At 41.4% G+C, this 16,078-nt stretch carries 16 protein-coding genes and 1 tRNA gene; 9 read left to right on the top strand and 8 right to left on the bottom strand.

What is annotated here, in order from left to right:
- Nucleotides 1–153 precede the first annotated feature (153 nt).
- The 3 genes from AC1XUD_RS08815 to ubiE all read right to left on the bottom strand — a co-directional run bounded on the left by AC1XUD_RS08815 (nucleotide 154) and on the right by ubiE (nucleotide 1,761).
- Nucleotides 154–228 (bottom strand) — tRNA-Val (locus AC1XUD_RS08815).
- Nucleotides 229–349: 121 nt separating this feature from the next.
- On the bottom strand, nucleotides 350–1,090 hold the full coding sequence (gene porT, locus AC1XUD_RS08810; RefSeq protein ID WP_483360606.1) for a type IX secretion/gliding motility protein PorT/SprT: 741 nt from the start codon (nucleotides 1,088–1,090) through the stop codon (nucleotides 350–352).
- Nucleotides 1,039–1,761, bottom strand: coding sequence for a bifunctional demethylmenaquinone methyltransferase/2-methoxy-6-polyprenyl-1,4-benzoquinol methylase UbiE (gene ubiE / locus AC1XUD_RS08805; protein WP_483360605.1), 723 nt, complete (start codon nucleotides 1,759–1,761; stop codon nucleotides 1,039–1,041). The genes porT and ubiE overlap by 52 nt, the downstream gene beginning before the upstream one ends.
- 224 nt (nucleotides 1,762–1,985) lie before the next feature.
- Between ubiE and AC1XUD_RS08800 the strand changes: the two genes are divergently transcribed.
- Both AC1XUD_RS08800 and AC1XUD_RS08795 read left to right on the top strand, forming a co-directional pair.
- Nucleotides 1,986–3,644 carry an OmpA family protein gene (locus AC1XUD_RS08800; RefSeq protein WP_483360604.1) on the top strand — a complete coding sequence of 553 codons (1,659 nt, stop codon included), beginning with the start codon at nucleotides 1,986–1,988 and terminating at the stop codon, nucleotides 3,642–3,644.
- A gap of 30 nt (nucleotides 3,645–3,674) precedes the next feature.
- Nucleotides 3,675–4,262, top strand: a complete 588-nt coding sequence (locus AC1XUD_RS08795) for a hypothetical protein (RefSeq protein WP_483360603.1) — start codon at nucleotides 3,675–3,677, stop codon at nucleotides 4,260–4,262.
- On the opposite strand, the gene AC1XUD_RS08790 is transcribed toward AC1XUD_RS08795, so the two are convergent.
- Nucleotides 4,254–4,766 (bottom strand): DUF6265 family protein, encoded by a 513-nt coding sequence (locus AC1XUD_RS08790; RefSeq protein ID WP_483360602.1) that lies wholly within the window; start codon nucleotides 4,764–4,766, stop codon nucleotides 4,254–4,256. The genes AC1XUD_RS08795 and AC1XUD_RS08790 overlap by 9 nt on opposite strands.
- A gap of 141 nt (nucleotides 4,767–4,907) precedes the next feature.
- Nucleotides 4,908–6,800: an amidophosphoribosyltransferase gene (locus AC1XUD_RS08785; RefSeq protein ID WP_483360601.1), complete on the bottom strand. Its 1,893-nt coding sequence runs from the start codon at nucleotides 6,798–6,800 to the stop codon at nucleotides 4,908–4,910.
- Nucleotides 6,801–7,107: 307 nt separating this feature from the next.
- Here AC1XUD_RS08785 and recO point away from each other — a divergent pair, with 307 nt between their 5' ends.
- Nucleotides 7,108–7,803 (top strand): DNA repair protein RecO, encoded by a 696-nt coding sequence (recO, locus tag AC1XUD_RS08780; protein WP_483360600.1) that lies wholly within the window; start codon nucleotides 7,108–7,110, stop codon nucleotides 7,801–7,803.
- 61 nt (nucleotides 7,804–7,864) lie between these two features.
- Nucleotides 7,865–8,575, top strand: coding sequence for a hypothetical protein (locus AC1XUD_RS08775; protein ID WP_483360599.1), 711 nt, complete (start codon nucleotides 7,865–7,867; stop codon nucleotides 8,573–8,575).
- Nucleotides 8,576–9,057: 482 nt separating this feature from the next.
- Here the strand turns inward: AC1XUD_RS08775 and lptB are convergent, their stop codons facing one another.
- Both lptB and recJ read right to left on the bottom strand, forming a co-directional pair.
- A complete protein-coding gene (gene lptB / locus AC1XUD_RS08770) occupies nucleotides 9,058–9,789 on the bottom strand; it encodes an LPS export ABC transporter ATP-binding protein (protein ID WP_483360598.1) in 732 nt (243 codons plus the stop codon).
- 5 nt (nucleotides 9,790–9,794) lie between these two features.
- A complete protein-coding gene (gene recJ / locus AC1XUD_RS08765) occupies nucleotides 9,795–11,537 on the bottom strand; it encodes a single-stranded-DNA-specific exonuclease RecJ (RefSeq protein WP_483360597.1) in 1,743 nt (580 codons plus the stop codon).
- 193 nt (nucleotides 11,538–11,730) lie between these two features.
- Here recJ and ruvX point away from each other — a divergent pair, with 193 nt between their 5' ends.
- From ruvX to AC1XUD_RS08750, 3 genes are read left to right on the top strand one after another with little or no spacing between them, the layout of a single operon-like run.
- Complete coding sequence (gene ruvX, locus AC1XUD_RS08760; protein WP_483360596.1) at nucleotides 11,731–12,144, top strand: Holliday junction resolvase RuvX; 414 nt, start codon at nucleotides 11,731–11,733, stop codon at nucleotides 12,142–12,144.
- A 34-nt stretch (nucleotides 12,145–12,178) separates the two neighbouring features.
- Nucleotides 12,179–12,760, top strand: coding sequence for a peptide deformylase (def, locus tag AC1XUD_RS08755; RefSeq protein WP_483360595.1), 582 nt, complete (start codon nucleotides 12,179–12,181; stop codon nucleotides 12,758–12,760).
- Between the two features lie 9 nt (nucleotides 12,761–12,769).
- Nucleotides 12,770–13,561, top strand: a complete 792-nt coding sequence (locus AC1XUD_RS08750; RefSeq protein WP_483360594.1) for an amidohydrolase — start codon at nucleotides 12,770–12,772, stop codon at nucleotides 13,559–13,561.
- 65 nt (nucleotides 13,562–13,626) lie between these two features.
- Here the strand turns inward: AC1XUD_RS08750 and gatC are convergent, their stop codons facing one another.
- Entirely contained in the window at nucleotides 13,627–13,914 is a 288-nt protein-coding gene (gene gatC / locus AC1XUD_RS08745) for an Asp-tRNA(Asn)/Glu-tRNA(Gln) amidotransferase subunit GatC (protein ID WP_483360593.1), read from the bottom strand.
- 615 nt (nucleotides 13,915–14,529) lie between these two features.
- Here gatC and AC1XUD_RS08740 point away from each other — a divergent pair.
- The gene (locus tag AC1XUD_RS08740; protein ID WP_483360592.1) at nucleotides 14,530–15,369 is read left to right on the top strand and encodes a MotA/TolQ/ExbB proton channel family protein; all 840 of its coding nucleotides are present in this window, start codon (nucleotides 14,530–14,532) and stop codon (nucleotides 15,367–15,369) included.
- Nucleotides 15,370–15,430: 61 nt separating this feature from the next.
- Nucleotides 15,431–16,060 (top strand): ExbD/TolR family protein, encoded by a 630-nt coding sequence (locus AC1XUD_RS08735; RefSeq protein WP_483360591.1) that lies wholly within the window; start codon nucleotides 15,431–15,433, stop codon nucleotides 16,058–16,060.
- The last annotated feature ends 18 nt before the right edge of the window (nucleotides 16,061–16,078 follow it).

Below are 16,078 nucleotides of genomic sequence, written 5' to 3'. Positions count from 1 at the left end.
TAATATTGCCGGTTTGTACGGGCGTACAACCGAATCTGCATTCATTTTTAAACCTTGATTGTTGATGATTATCTGGCATGGAACTGGCACGAGGCCAATTTCGTTAAACGAAAAAGACCTGTAACTATCTGAGTTACAGGTCTTTTTGTCTTGTGGGAGTTGAGGGATTCGAACCCCCGACCCTCTGCTTGTAAGGCAGATGCTCTGAACCAACTGAGCTAAACTCCCTTTTTTTGTTGTCCCATTGTCGTCGTTTGGGAGTGCAAATATGTGCGACTAAATTTTATTGTGCAACTATTTTTAGGAAAAAAAATTAAATAATTTTTAAGTCTTTGATTTTCAGCGCCTGTTATTCGAAATTTAAATATAGCGTTACCGTATGCGTAGTGAGCTTTTTAACGCCGACCGTAGTGCCGCTGTGTGTTGGTTGGAGCACATTTGCCAGTCCGTGTGAGAATCGCAGCTCTGGTGCAAATTTGAAGAACTCAAAAAAGCGTTCATAGCCAATTCCATAGTCTACGGTGAAGTCGGTTGACTTAGTATCCAACACACCGCTGCTTGATCCTCGGTTTCGTTTTACATTCGTTTCAATGGCCATCGTGATCCCAGCAAGCATATACATGCGGGAGTTAACCCGACGCTTGGACTTATATTTCAGCAAAAGCGGAATTTCAAGCCAAGTTGATTCCCTTTTCTCGATCTTCTCGCTTCCGGCTGGATAACGAAATTTGAGTTGCCGATCGTACAGGGTTACAGAGGGTGTCGTTCTGATATCGAATTGCTCGTTCAGGAAGGCATTAATAGTGAAACCCATCCTGAATGCCGTGTTGATCGGAGTATCGATTACATATGCGGAATCCTTCGTCATAAAATCCTCGCTGTGGGTCAGGTTGTACCTTGTGAAGGGTACGGCAAAAAGAATCCCGTAATGAATGGGCTTGTCGTCGTAATATTCCAGGTGTTTACGACGGTATCCAATGCCCTGCGCGGACACCTCGGTTGATGCTATAAATTGAATTAGGATGGTACTGATAAAAGCTATTTTTGCCCAACGTAGATTGAACAGATTCCGAAAGTTAATGGTATGCATTTGGTGTTTTTGAATCCTGCTTTTTTAAATATTTCAAGAAATGCTTCACCATCCGGAAACGCTTGAACGGATTGCGGCAAATAGGTATAGGCTGAGTCGTCTTTTGAGACAGTTTTTCCGATCAGAGGTAATATATACTTAAAATAAAAATTATATAACTGTTTGAACGGAAAGCTTTTAGGTTTCGAAAATTCTACCACAACACACGTGCCTTCCTTTTTCATAACCCTGTTCATCTCAGTGAGCCCCACCAGCAAATTCTGAAAGTTTCTTACTCCAAACGAAACGATAACAGCGTCAAAATAATTGTCCTGAAAATTTAAACTTTCTGAGTCGCCACTTTGGAGCGTAATTATATTTTCTTTTTTAAGCTTCGCAATTTTCTCTCTGCCAACGGCCAACATTCCTTCTGAAATATCGACACCCACGATTTTTTCAGGACTAAGAGAGAGGGCTTCGATCGCAAAGTCTCCGGTGCCGGTCGCGATATCAAGAATTACTTTTGGCTGCCTTCCCTTTAAGAGTTTAATCGCACGTTTTCGCCAGTAGATATCCACTCCTCCGCTAAGCACGTGATTGAGCAGATCATATTTCGGAGAAATATTGTCAAACATTTCCGCTACCTGCTCTCTTTTACTGGAATCCTTGTCTTTATATGGAACTACGCTCATTATCGGGTATTTTTAATTATTTGCAAATCTAATAGTTATTTGTCTAGTCTGCCTTTAGTAGGACCTCAAATAATGAAAACTGATATTTTGATATTAAAATAGTATGTATTGATAGTGAGATTTTTATATTTGTTATTAATTGTATTTACTATAATTATCAACGTGATACAAGCTTCATTCGCTATGCCTTTGTAAGAAAACCTAAATGTTTCCCGAGTTGTAGTATGGAATCGAAATCATGTTGTTACCTTTTTCTTCGGTGGTCTTTGTTATTGGTTTTCTCATTTCTTTCCAATCTGACTTTGGGTCAGGTTCAGCCCAAACCACCAGTAAATAAAAATGCGATTTCGGCCAGGCGAGAACTGTCACCTTATTCTATTTCTGTACGCGGTGGCCTGACCCAATTCTATGGTGAAATGAACAGTCAGGACATGAAAGGGATGGTGGGACTGAGTCTTGAAAGAGCATACACCAAGCGATTTTCTTTAAGTCTTGACTATACAGCTGGCAAACTGGGCGGTGAAAGAGTAGACTTTTTTAATTCTTATTTCGTCAATGAATATAATACGATCGAACTTTTAGCGAAGTGGAACCTGACGGAACAGTTTAGTAGAAACCATACAGGGCGATTCAATTTTAACGTGTATGGAGGACTTGGAATGATGTATTTTAGTTCTAATGCGTATGATATTTCAACCGATAAGCTGGTTCGCTTTTCTAACAGTGCTGTTAGCGCGCGAAACCCGCTCTTCTTGAGATGGGGAAATCCAAAAGGGCCGTTGGGTATCAAGAAAACGGCTGAAAGAGTAATCCCGCTAGGTATGTCACTGGATTATATGTTATCCAAACAGTGGAAAATCGGCCTTGATTATCGGTTCTACTTTGTGCGTAGTGATAAAGTCGATGCCACTTCGGGTATGCGGCTCATCAATCCTGAAGAAGGGAATTCATATAGTGATACGCCTAATGATAAATTTAGCTTCCTGAGCTTATCTCTAACCTATCGGTTTTCCAGACCGATTCGTGATACCGATAATGACGGCATCCCTGACGACAGAGATCGTTGTCCGACTGTACCCGGAACACAGCGATTTTACGGGTGTCCGGATTCGGATAATGATGGAATTCCTGATTATGTGGATAAGTGTCCTTCCGAACCTGGCTCTGCAACAAACAGAGGATGTCCGGATAAAGATAATGACGGCTTTATTGATAAAGTGGACGACTGTCCTGATTTAGCAGGGACGCTTAAAGGCTGTCCTGATCGGGACGGGGATGGGGTTTTGGATAATGTAGATGTGTGTCCTGATATCAAAGGCGAGGTACGTTATGCTGGTTGTCCGGATAGTGATGGCGATGGAATTTCGGATGCGTTAGATAAATGTCCTGATCAGCCCGGAACTTTTGCTAATAAAGGCTGCCCTGATACCGATGGCGACGGCGTTAATGATTTTGATGATAAATGCATCGATGTTCCTGGCCTAGCCTCTAACAATGGCTGTCCCGCAGTAAACTCGGTTCAAAGGGAAACACTGCAGCAACAGATTGATGACTTACTTTCCATACCAATACGTTTTGCAAAGGGTACGGATTTGATTGAATCATCATCATATAATAATCTGGATAAAATTGCATTGTTGCTTGCCAGAAACAGAGAAGTAAATGTTTCGATAGAGGGGCATACTGATGGAGCCGGCAATGAAAATGCGAATCAGATTTTGTCTGCTCAGCGGGCAGAGGCGGTAAAAACATATCTTGCTGAAAAAGGTATTCCTCAGTCAAGGATGACGACAATAGGTTATGGCGTAAGCCGCCCTATCGATAACGGAAAAACTGCACAAGCTCAAATAAGGAACAGAAGGGTGGAAATAAAGGTTAAGTAGGGAATGTCGTCAAATTTAAAATTGTAGTTTTTGGATCAGATTAAATACAGGCTTTACCCGACGCTCTTAAATTGTTTTGATAGGTTTGAGAAAGGATATCTGGACGATCAATCGTTGATTGACAGGATAAACAGGGTTCCGCTACCTACCACAGAAGCTCAGAAACGAGGGGTAAGTTTTGAAGAGGCGGTGATAAAAGGGGTAGATGAAGAAGCGTTCGACCCGGATATTTTACAGAGGGTTCGATCGTTACTGCCACGGCCCATGGTTAGAGCGCAGGTCTACTGCGAATACGCTTTTGACAATGTTCTTTTATATGGATATGTAGATCTGATTGGAAGAACGCTGGCGGTTGATATTAAAACCACCAGCCGTTATGCTTCCGATATGTTTGCACTAAGCCATCAAAACTTCTATCTCCCAGCCTTACAGTCGAAAGGAATAAAGGCGCTACGCTATGTGATCACAGACTTCAAAAATGTCTACACCGAAGAATACTCCAATCCCTTGGATTTTACATTTCAACTGCGCCAGATCAATACTTTTTGTTCCTATATAGAGGATAACCGGGACAAAATAACTGATCAAAGAATCTTTGGCTTACATCAATCATTTTAGCCGATCGAATATAAACAGATCTTTGAAGATCCATTTTCCATTCTCCGGAACACCTCTCTGGAAAACAAGCTGATTTTTAGCACGAAGTTCATAGATGATCCGAACAGATGCGTCATCTTTTTCGAACGTTGCCGTATTCTTGGTTGATTCTATGAAATTGTAGGTATCAGAGACTTCCTTTTCTTCAAGTGATACCAAGCCGGGCTTGAAGTGTTTAACGTGGGCCACGGGGCCTTTTTCCGTTTGTTCGAAGGCGAAGATTTCATAGAGTGTCACTTTCCCGTCTTTCATCATTCGTAGGAAGCCGACGATATTGTCTCCTTCCGCTGCAGTCCAGCCGCCATTAATAGGACCGCCGTTATGCGTTCCTCTCCACATTCCTTGTATGAAAGAAACATCGGCGAGAGTTCCGGTTTTGGTTTGCGCGTTTGCAGAAAACTGGCTTGCTGCAAATAAAGCGAGCAAGAAAAAGCAGAAAACTTTTGTTCGTGAAATTGTAATCATAAGATTTAGGATTAAGACCTGGAGATTTCTTTGGTTGCAATTTAGACAAAATGACGAGCAACTGTATTTTACACAGTGTATTTCAAACAAAAAAGCCATCCCGTTGTAGAGATGGCTTAGTTTATGATAGGCAGGGCTTATTTAATAAGCTCTGACCAATTTACCTTCATGGTGATTTGCAAATGCCTTATTAACTACTTTATTTCCACCCAGCGTAGGATAATTTCCAGTAAAATACCAGTCTCCCAAGTGATCAGGACATGCTTTGTGCAGATTATCTACAGTCTGGAAAATAACAGAAAGCTCTGCATTCAATCCTTTCGGTTTAATAATCTCTGCTACTTTATTAGATATCTCTTCGTCAGTGAACGGCTCATACAGGGCTTTCACATAATTGGTGTGGAAAGGATTTTTCGTCGCAATAGAAGCTACACACTGGGTATATACTTCTTCACGCAGGTAATCCAGGTCACGTTCTTCCAAAAGCTTCAGTACCGCTCTGAAAGCGACAAAATCCTTCATTTTGGACATGTCTATACCGTAGCAATCCGGGAAGCGAATTTGAGGAGCAGAAGAAACAACAACGATTTTCTTTGGATTTAACCTGTCGAGCATCGTAAGTATACTCTTCTCTAAAGTTGTACCCCGAACGATCGAGTCGTCAATGATTACCACTGTATCAACTCCCTTACGAACCACCTCAAATGTCGTGTCATAAACACTTGAAACCATATCATCACGAAGCTCGTCGGCAGTGATGAATGTTCTCGATTTAACATCTTTCGTAACAAGCTTTTCAATTCTTGGTCTGAAAGAGAGCACTTTTTCAAGATCCTCCTCAAACAGGATACCCTCCATAATAGCCTGCTTCCGCTTCTTGGCAAGATATTCTTCCAATCCTTCGATCATTCCCAAAAACGCTGTTTCAGCAGTGTTAGGGATATATGAGAAAATGGTATTTTCAAGGTCGTAGTTAATCTCCTTCAGAATTTGAGGAATTAACAACTTACCCAGTTGTTTGCGCTCGTAATAAATATCCGGATCAGTTCCTCGCGAGAAATAAATTCTTTCGAAGCTGCAAGACATTTTGTTCAATCTTGGCAAAATCGGGAATTCATTATACTCGCCATTTTTGTCAATGATCAGCGCCGAACCCGGAGTGATTTCCTGAATCTGGTTATAGTCAACATTGAAAGCAGCTTTGATCGCTTGTTTTTCAGAAGCCACTACAACCACCTCGTCGTCTGCATAATAGAATGCCGGACGAATACCCGCCGGGTCGCGAATAACGAAAGAAGCTCCATAGCCTGTTAATCCGCACATGGCATAACCACCATCAAAATCACGGCAAGAGCGATATAGCAGTCTCTGAAGATCGATATTCTCTTCGATAATATCTGAAAGTATCGGATTTTCGTAAACTCCTTTGAAACGATCAAACACCCGTTGATTTTCTTCATCAAGGAAATGTCCAATTTTTTCCATGACCGTCACCGTATCCACATTTTCTTTTGGATGTTGCCCCAGGGAGACAAGCTTACCAAAAAGTTCGTCCACGTTGGTCATGTTAAAGTTGCCCGCCATCACCAGATTTCTGCTTCGCCAGTTGCTTTGACGTAACATTGGGTGACAGTTTTCTACTTCATTTACTCCGTGTGTTCCATATCGTAAATGTCCAAGCCAAACCTCACCAGTAAACGCCAGATTTTCCTGAAGCCATTCCGCGTTATTTACTTTATCGCGATTGTTCTTCAAACCCTTCCGGAATTTCTTGTGAATTTTAGAGAAAATATCTGCAATTGGCTGAGGCTCTACTGATCTGTACCTGCTAATGTAGCGTTTTCCAGGTGGTACTTCGATCTTAATGTTGGCAACTCCGGCACCATCCTGGCCCCTGTTTACCTGTTTCTCCATCATTACAGACAGTTTGTGAACCGCATACATCGGCGTTTCATACTTGTCAATATAATACTGGTAATCTTTTCTGAGACGGATAAGTGCTATGCCACACTCATGTTTTATTGCGTCGCTCATAAGTCGAGGAATGCGTTGGAAATATGTCCTTCTGCTGCTTGCAAAATGTACTCCTTATTTTGAGAAGTGATAACGAATAGAATACAATCTTAGTTCTTTCAGACTACAAAGTTACGAATCCTTTGTCTTAAAAAACTTATAAATTGCTTCAATTTTTTGATTGAGGAGGCATATTTATCAAAAAATTAAATTAGGTAGTTTTCCGCTGATCTCCAAAGCTTTTATGCAGGTTTTGCTGTCTCAGAGTAGCGCACCGTTGTGATATTTAGAATAACTTGCTCACTGTTTCCGCCAAACCAATATCAGGATGCTTTACAATACCAGAGGAATCGCTCTGAATTATATCCGTTTTCGGGAATCGTCAATCATAGCAAAGGTGTACACGGAAGAGTTTGGGATTCAAAGCTATATTGTTAACGGAGTGAGGAGTAGCAAGTCTAAAGGGAATAAGATTGCGTTATTTCAGCCTTTGACGTTACTGGACCTTGTGGTTTATCATAAGAATAAGCAAGATACCGTCCACCGGATTTCGGAAATGAAATGTTATCACCCTTTTTCCTCTCTGCCATATGAAGTTATAAAATCAAGCCTTGCATTGTTCATAACTGAAATATTGGGTAAGGGGCTGCGGGAAGAGGAAAGCAATCCGCCATTGTTTCAGTTCATAGAAGACTCTGTTGTTTATCTGGATAATACTCAGACTGGCTTAGAAAACTTTCATATTTATTTCCTGCTGCAATTGGCTCGTTATCTTGGGTTTGGGGTGGAAACTGCGCAGGATTTGCATAGCGAACTTTTAAATAACCGATACCCTCAGGGCCTTGATCAAAACCAGGCATCTGTTATTGATGAATTGCTGATGCCCGGTATGGCTGCGAATATTAAGATCAGAAAGGGTGAGAGAGCAGCCTTACTGGAAAAGCTGGTTTATTTTTATAAAATACACCTCGAGTCGCTGGGCGAGATAAAATCGATGGACGTGCTAAGAGAGGTACTGAGATAAGTTATCTTCCAAAATGATTGGCATGGTTTTAATCTAATTTTGACTAAAAATATACCTGATTATGCAAAAACTACTTACTATTCTTTTCAGTTTGGTAGCTGGCTTCACAGCTGCTCAAGTTCCTGTTGGAGCCTGGAAATCGCAGGAATCGACAGGAAGTACGTCGATCCTTATAGTTACTGATCATTATATAAGTATAGCGTCCTACAGTTTGCTCAATAGATCTTTTGAAAGAGCAGAGGGTGGAAAAATTCAAATGACAGGCGATCAAATGACCTATACTCCTGAATTCAATTCGGCTGACACAGCAAAGGTTGGCGTCCCTATCATATTTACTGTCTCAAAAAAAGAGGGGGTGCTTACCTTGAGATATAAGGATGCCATGGTTTGGATGCAAGTCGATGACGCCATTTCAGCTCCGATGGCGGGTGCTTGGAGTATTACCGAAAGAGCTACTGACGGGCAAGGAGCGCTTGTGCCGATTCATCAGAATGGTACCCGAAAAACCATTAAGTTATTGTCAGGAACTCGCTTTCAATGGGTAGCGATCGACCCTGCCGTGAAAGGATTTTATGGAACCGGGGGAGGTAAGTACACCGTGAAGGATGGAAAGTATACTGAGCAAATCGAATTTTTCCCAAAGGATAATAACAGAGTGGGGTCGAAGCTGGTATTCGACTGGAGCCTTGAAAATGGAAAGTGGGACCACAGTGGAAAGAGTAGCACCGGGCAGCCGATACACGAGATATGGGAGAAAAATCATAGTCTCTGACGCTATACTGATTTTCAATGATTTATGATCTTGTTGATTATTTCTGAGTTCTTGAAATCATTGTAATTTAGAATGTTTCAAAAATAATTATTCTATTTTTTGGAACGATTCTAAATAAGTACTAGTTTTGTCCAGTCTTAAAAATAACATATTGATGTTTCAAATGGTGGATAGTGTAGAAATGTTTGGAAATGAGTCAGTTGATTTTACTGCGAAAGTGTTAGCTGGCGAGCACGAATGCGTTTTTAAGAAATGCTGCGAGAAATATAAGAAGAAGGGTAAACACTGTAAAAAGTGCCCTAAAAAATAGATTTTATCAATACAGTTCATGGTGAATAATTGTAAGAGGGGGAATGCCGGGAGCGTTCCCTTTTCTATTATTCGACCATTAGCTTAGTGAATAGGGCAACGTGCGGGATTATTTGTGATATCCGAATGAAGAATAATTGTTAAATGAGCGATTGAGCTTGGTTATACCCACATTAAATTTTTCGCTTCAGTTCAAAGTTTTGTCCCAGATATACCTTTCTAACCACTTCATCTTCAGACAGTTCTTCGGCTGAACCTTGCTTTAAAATTTTTCCTTCAAAAAGCAGATATGCCCGATCAGTGATCGACAGGGTTTCGTTCACATTGTGATCCGTAATCAAAATGCCAATATTTTTATGCTTCAACTTGGCAACTATACTTTGAATATCCTCCACTGCGATAGGGTCAACACCGGCAAAAGGCTCATCCAGCAGGATAAACTTCGGGTCCACAGCCAGTGCTCTCGCTATTTCGGTTCTTCTTCTCTCGCCTCCTGACAATACCATCCCTTTGCTTTTTCTGACGTGCTGTAAGTGAAACTCTTCGAGCAGCTCCTCAACTTTTTGGCGCTGGTCCGCCTTGGATAGGTTAGTCATCTCCAAAACGGCTTTGATATTTTCTTCGACAGTCAAAGTTCTGAAAACCGAAGCCTCCTGAGCAAGATATCCAAGACCAAGCCTGGCTCTTTTATACATCGGCAGATTGGTGATATCTACATCGTCCAGATACACCTTTCCACTATTAGGTTTCACCAAACCCACAGCCATATAAAAGGAAGTCGTCTTTCCTGCCCCGTTCGGCCCCAACAACCCAACTATTTCGCCTTGTTCAACCTGATAACTGACATTATCATTTACCAGCCTCGCACCATATTTTTTTACTAGATTCTCAGTTCTTAATATCATGATTTTCAGTTCGCAAATGGGTCGGCTCCTGGCTCCGAGTGGATTTTGATATCCTTCAAAGATAGTTGTAACGTAGTTTTATTCCGGAAATTATTTTCTTCCAAATGGTAACAAATGGAGAAAGGGGCACCATTAAGCAAATCGAGGTGGAAATGCGACATGCTGAAACCTACGGCAGTGAGGGGCTCAGATCCATTTTGAGAAACCTCAAATTTAATATGTTTCTCCTTCATCAAAACCGGTTTGCTAACGAGCTGAACATTCCTGCTCACAAAAACAGGTGTCATATTCCCCGGGCCGAATGGTCCCATTTGTTTCAAAATTTTATAAAATTTTGGAGTAATACTAGCCAGGTCGAGGTCAAGATCCACATTGATCATCGGGATAAGTTGCTCTGGAAGTATCCTGCCACTAACGATCTGGTCAAATCTCTTTCTGAACGCTTCGATATTATCTATAGGTAGTGTAAGGCCTGCCGCAAAAGTGTGTCCGCCAAATTGCTCCAGCAGGTCGGAACACTCTTCAATAGCCTCATATACATCAAACCCAGGAACGGATCGCGCAGACCCGGCAGCCTTTCCATGAGATTCAGTTAAGATAATAGTTGGGCGGTGGTATTTTTCAATGCACCTGCTTGCCACAATACCTATCACACCCTTATGCCAGCTTTCCTTATATAATACGGTACTTTTAGCAGAGCTGAACCAGTCGTCGGTCTCAATCATACTGAGGGCCTCTTCGGTAATACTCGAATCGAACGTTCGGCGATCGGTATTGTGTTTGTTGATTTCCATGGCGAATGCCTCGGCTTCATCTTCATCTTCGCACAATAGTAAACGTACCGCCTCTTTCGCATGCTTAATGCGTCCTGCTGCATTGATCCTTGGCCCAAGTCCGAATACGACTTGAGTAATTTCAAGAATTCCCTGTATACCGGCAATTTTGATCAACGCTTTCACGCCGACACGTGGAGCAGCATTGAGTTGGAGCAATCCATAATATGCAAGAATGCGATTTTCACCTGTGATAGGAACGATGTCCGAAGCAATGCTGATCACCAGCAAATCCAGATATGAAAAAAGGATCTCTTTTTTTGTGCCAGTCCGGATGCAGTACGCCTCTAATAATTTAAAACCAACTCCCGCACCCGTCAATTCTTTGTATGGATAGGGGCAATCCGGTCTTTTCGGGTCTAATACTGCTGACGCTGGTGGCAGTTCGTCACCAGGTCTGTGGTGGTCACAGATAATAAAATCAATTCCCCGTGATTTAGCTTCGGTTACCTTATCAACCGATTTGATCCCACAATCCAGCGAAACGATAAGAGTGTACCCATTTTGCTCCGCCCAATCAATACTCTGCCACGATACCCCATATCCCTCCTCATAGCGATCGGGGATGTAATAATCTAATTCAGTATATATCCGACTTAAAAAGCCATAAAATAAGGTAACAGAGGTAGTTCCGTCCACATCATAGTCGCCGTATACGAGAATTTTTTCACCATTATCCATGGCAGAAATTAACCTGTCTACAGCCAGGTCCATATCTTTCATTAAGAATGGATCGTGCAATTTGGCGAGATCAGGTCTGAAAAAATCCTTGGCATGATCGTAACTGTTAATTCCACGGAGTACGAGAAGCTTGGCCAGAAATGGATTTACATTAATTGTCTTTGCCAGTTCGTTCGAAAGAATCAGTTGTTCGGCATCAAGGGGAGGGCTAGCTATCCAGCGTTTGTCAATCATAAGGCAAAGATAATGGTAATCTATATTTGGTTAACATCATGCAACCTCACAATACAACGGGAAAGATGGCAGAAACCATTTATCTTTGCGGCTGGAAGCAAGGTATTATATGAGGATCAGGCTATTGATTATATGGAATGAACTGGCTGCCGAATGAATTAAACAGTATTTTCTCAAAAAGGTTAGCAATCAAATGCCTCGAATTCTTGCAATTGACTATGGATCAAAACGAACGGGTATCGCAGTAACAGACCCGCTTCAGATTATTGCTTCCGCGTTGGATACTGTGAGAACACACGATTTACTTGAATTCCTGAAAACCTATACCTCAAAAGAGGAAGTTGAAGCCTTTGTGATCGGTATGCCCAAAAAGCTAGATAATACTGACAGTGAGAATGCACAGAGAATTAAAGTTTTTATCAAACTTTTACAAAAGACTTTTTCTGACATTCCCGTGTATCCCCACGATGAAAGATTTACATCGTCGATGGCATTGCAGTCCATGATTGCTTCGGGCGCAAAGAAAAGTGATCGAAGAGAAAAAGGAAATATTGACAAAATAAGTGCTACAATCATCCTGCAGTCCTACATGGAAAGCAGAAAATGAAAATCAAATTTTATATTACTAAAGTCCGAATACAATGATTTACCCAATAGTAGGCTACGGCGACCCTATACTCAGAAAAGAAACCCGATTCATCGAAAAAGATGAAATAGACCTGAAAAAGCTTTCTGCCGACATGTTTGAAACCATGTATGCAGCTAGTGGTGTTGGCCTTGCCGCTCCACAGGTTGGGCTGAATATCAGGATATTTGTGGTCGACGGAACTCCTTTCAGTGAAAAGGACGACGATGATGATGAGCCGGATCTGTCATTGGTAGATTTTAAGAAGACTTTTATTAATCCTGAAATACTGGAAGAGGAAGGCGAGGAGTGGGCTTTTGAAGAGGGTTGTCTGAGTATTCCCGGTATACGGGGAGAGGTTTACCGTCCCGAAAAATTGAAGATCAGATATAGAGATACAGACTGGAACGAGTACGTGGAGGAATATGACGGCATGGCTGCTCGCATTATCCAGCATGAATATGATCATTTGCTTGGAAAATTATTTGTGGACTATTTACCCACTTTGAAGAAACAGTTTATAAAAAAGAAGCTGACCGAAATTTCGAAAGGCAACGTGGATGCCGACTACCGGATGAAATTTTCTTCTCGACGATAACAAACTGAAATGGCTGACAAGGATGTTGAACTAAATGTCGCATTGATTCAAACCAATCTTTTTTGGGAAGATATTACCGCGAATCTATCAGCCCTCGAAGAGAAAATATTAGGGCTTGAAGAGTCGTTCGACATACTCGTTTTGCCGGAAATGTTCAACACCGGCTTTACGATGAATGTTGGTATAGCGGAGGTGGCAAATACTAAGACTTCTGTCTGGATGAAGTTTATTGCCAGGCATACAAACGCTTTGATAGTCGGTAGCATTCCAATGAAAGAAGGAGGCAATGTATATAACCGAATGTTGTGCGTACATCCTGATGGCAATATAAAGCATTATGACAAACGCCATCTTTTCAGAATGGGTGGAGAAAACGAAGTATATACCGGCGGGAGCGAAAAGCTGATTATAGAATACAAAGGCTGGAAAATTTGCCCCTTGGTGTGCTACGATCTTCGATTCCCTGTTTGGAGTCGAAATACCGCTGGGGAAGAATATGATATGCTTATATATGTAGCAAACTGGCCATCGAGACGCTCTTACGCATGGAATACGCTGCTTCGTGCGAGGGCCATTGAGAATCAAAGCTATGTAGTTGGTGTCAACAGGATAGGAAAAGATGGAAACAACCTGACGTATGCTGGAGATTCAGTTGTTCTGGATTATCTTGGTGAACCCAAATTTCTGGCAGGTTCAGAAGAAGTTATTAAAGTAGTATCACTGACCAAATCTCAGCTCAAACAATATAAGGAATCGTTTCCCGCCTGGGCAGACGCTGACACTTTTGAAATTAAAGCGTGATTTTAGGCACCCTTTTCAATTAAATAACGATCCCTTACCGCCTGACAAATTTTACCACTATATCCCTATTCCAAAACCTTGGGCACTTTGAAATAGGTTTTCGTTTTTGAAGGCGCGTTGGCGAGGGCAGTTTCGCGGTTCAACGTATTTTCGCCAATATCCGACCTCCATTTATTCTTTTCGTCAAGGATATGTGTGAGAGGTTCCACTCCCTCCGTGTCAACTTCATTTAGCTGCTCCATCCAGGAAAGCACATTTTCAAGGTTTTCGATCAATGCCTTTTTTTCCTCCTCTTTTACCTCAAGTCTGGCAAGATTTGCAATTTTTGAAAGTGTTGCATCATCTATTTTCATGGTACTATCTGCTATTATGAATTTGTTAAGAAACGTCCTCCTGGCTAATATTTCCCAAAATTACCACAAATTTTGCGATTCCAAGCCATGCAAAGATTTGAACTGCTGTTGGCTGAAAAATGAAAAGAAAATTCGGTTTTCAGCTGGAGGGTAAGGTTGTGTCAATAGTCAAAGTATGAGTCAGTTAAAAAGTGTCACCGTCACAATAGTAGGTGAGTGAGTTATCCTGCTTTTACCTCCACGGATGTATATTTTAGAAGTTAGTTCGGCAGTGCCAGATGGTCCATTTGAAATAATTTATATACGATAGTGCAATTTTGGAATGATACGGAAAATATCCTAGACAGTTCTCTTTCAGTGCTTAACAAACAGAATAGGGCAAAAGTGAAAGAGATCAGGTTCTTTAAATTGTACAATGAATGAGATTTTGATTAGAATCTTTATCAAAAAATCATCATAAATGCTTGCTTTTTTTTAAAAGGAAAAATCATACTTTTGTAAGGGTCGAGATCGGGGCTACCCGTTCAAAATTTTATTTTACGAAAACCTATTTTAACCAAAACTTTTATTTATTTCACAACCAAAATCTCAATTTAACCTTTAAAAGTAAGTCTGATGGAAAAGAAAGCAACAAATCCGGCACCAGCTCCAAAGCCTGCTGCGGCAGCAACAAAAGGCAAAGGCGGCTTGAACCCGGCATTGGTAATCCCTATTTTGTTCGTAATTGCATTATGTGTTTATCTATTTGTGTTAGGGGATCCTACCCACTTTAAAGATGGTGATCATGCAAAGGGTCCTATTGACGGGGACTACTACGGAATCGTTTACAAAGGAGGTCCTATCGTACCGATTTTGATGACATGTTTCCTTATCGTATTAACCTTCACTATTGAGCGTCTTATCACTTTGTCTAAAGCAAGTGGAACTGGCAGCATCGATTCATTCGTTCGCAAAGTGAGAGCGTTACTTGACAAAAATCAAATTGACGAAGCAATTAAAGAGTGTGACAAGCAAAAAGGATCAGTTGGTAATGTTATCAAAGCGGGTCTTTTGAAATACAAGCAACTCACTACTGAAACTGCTTTAGATAAAGAGCAAAAACTTGCTGCTCTTCAAAAAGAAATCGAAGAAGCAACTACTCTTGAGCTTCCAATGCTTCAGAAAAACCTTACCATTATCGCAACACTTGCAGGAGCTTCAACTCTATTGGCCCTACTTGGAACGGTAATTGGTATGATCAAGGCGTTCGCAGCTTTGGGTACTTCTGGTTCTCCTGACTCTGCTGCTCTTGCAACTGGTATCTCGGAGGCCCTTATCAACACTGCATTAGGTATCGGTACTTCTGCTATCGCAACTATCTCATATGCATACCTTAACAGCCGTGTAGATGACCTTACTTATAGCATTGACGAAATTGGAATGAGCCTTCAATCTAATTTTGCCGCACATTATTGATAGTTGAGGAACTATTTTGTGTAAAAGTTTCTTTTATATTTAAAAAACTTATATATTTGTTATGGGAAAGGTAAGGCCTAAGAAGCATGCGCCACATACTGATATGACGGCAATGACTGATGTGGCGTTCTTACTTTTGACGTTCTTTATCATGACGGCGACTTTTAAGTCGAATGAGGCGGAGATTACCACTCCAACCTCAATTTCGCAAATAAAAGTGCCTGATGACAAAATAATGGTCATAAGTATTGACAAAGCGGGGAAGGTGTTTTTTGGAGTAGATGCTCAGCCAGTTCGCGTAGCAATGCTTGACAATATCGGTCAGGCGAAAGGGATAACCTTTACAGATACTGAGAAAGCAAAATTCGCTTTGCAAACTAGTTTTGGAGTACCGTTGGCGCAATTAAAGCCTTGGCTGAATATGCCAAAGGAAAAAATGGCTCAGGTAGTGCAGCCGGGTATTCCGGTCGATTCTACAGGTGCAAGTGAGTTAGCAGACTGGGTATATGCGGCACGTAAAGCGGATCCGCTATTGCGTATCGCTCTTAAAGGAGACAATTTCTCTAAATTCCCGGTTTTCAAGGACGTTCTTGCTAATCTGCAATCGCAGAATATTAACAAGTTCAACCTGATCACTGGTAGTGAGCAAGCTCCTGCAGGATATGCTACCGACGCACCAGCTGAGAAGTAAATAACTTTATAACCAAAA

Source organism: Dyadobacter sp. HNCC25DJ184, from assembly GCF_056895215.1.
The sequence above is the reverse complement of the archived record's forward strand: the minus strand, read 5'-3'. Positions and strand labels throughout refer to the sequence as shown.

Coding starts and splice junctions, on each gene's coding strand:
- ubiE (WP_483360605.1), bottom strand. CDS start 1,761: ATGAGCGTAGTTCCATATAAAGACAAGGATTCCAGTAAAAGAGAGCAG.
- porT (WP_483360606.1), bottom strand. CDS start 1,090: ATGCATACCATTAACTTTCGGAATCTGTTCAATCTACGTTGGGCAAAA.
- gatC (WP_483360593.1), bottom strand. CDS start 13,914: ATGAAAATAGATGATGCAACACTTTCAAAAATTGCAAATCTTGCCAGA.
- recO (WP_483360600.1), top strand. CDS start 7,108: ATGCTTTACAATACCAGAGGAATCGCTCTGAATTATATCCGTTTTCGG.
- recJ (WP_483360597.1), bottom strand. CDS start 11,537: ATGATTGACAAACGCTGGATAGCTAGCCCTCCCCTTGATGCCGAACAA.
- def (WP_483360595.1), top strand. CDS start 12,179: ATGATTTACCCAATAGTAGGCTACGGCGACCCTATACTCAGAAAAGAA.
- AC1XUD_RS08775 (WP_483360599.1), top strand. CDS start 7,865: ATGCAAAAACTACTTACTATTCTTTTCAGTTTGGTAGCTGGCTTCACA.
- AC1XUD_RS08735 (WP_483360591.1), top strand. CDS start 15,431: ATGGGAAAGGTAAGGCCTAAGAAGCATGCGCCACATACTGATATGACG.
- AC1XUD_RS08785 (WP_483360601.1), bottom strand. CDS start 6,800: ATGAGCGACGCAATAAAACATGAGTGTGGCATAGCACTTATCCGTCTC.
- lptB (WP_483360598.1), bottom strand. CDS start 9,789: ATGATATTAAGAACTGAGAATCTAGTAAAAAAATATGGTGCGAGGCTG.
- AC1XUD_RS08790 (WP_483360602.1), bottom strand. CDS start 4,766: ATGATTACAATTTCACGAACAAAAGTTTTCTGCTTTTTCTTGCTCGCT.
- ruvX (WP_483360596.1), top strand. CDS start 11,731: ATGCCTCGAATTCTTGCAATTGACTATGGATCAAAACGAACGGGTATC.
- AC1XUD_RS08800 (WP_483360604.1), top strand. CDS start 1,986: ATGGAATCGAAATCATGTTGTTACCTTTTTCTTCGGTGGTCTTTGTTA.
- AC1XUD_RS08740 (WP_483360592.1), top strand. CDS start 14,530: ATGGAAAAGAAAGCAACAAATCCGGCACCAGCTCCAAAGCCTGCTGCG.
- AC1XUD_RS08750 (WP_483360594.1), top strand. CDS start 12,770: ATGGCTGACAAGGATGTTGAACTAAATGTCGCATTGATTCAAACCAAT.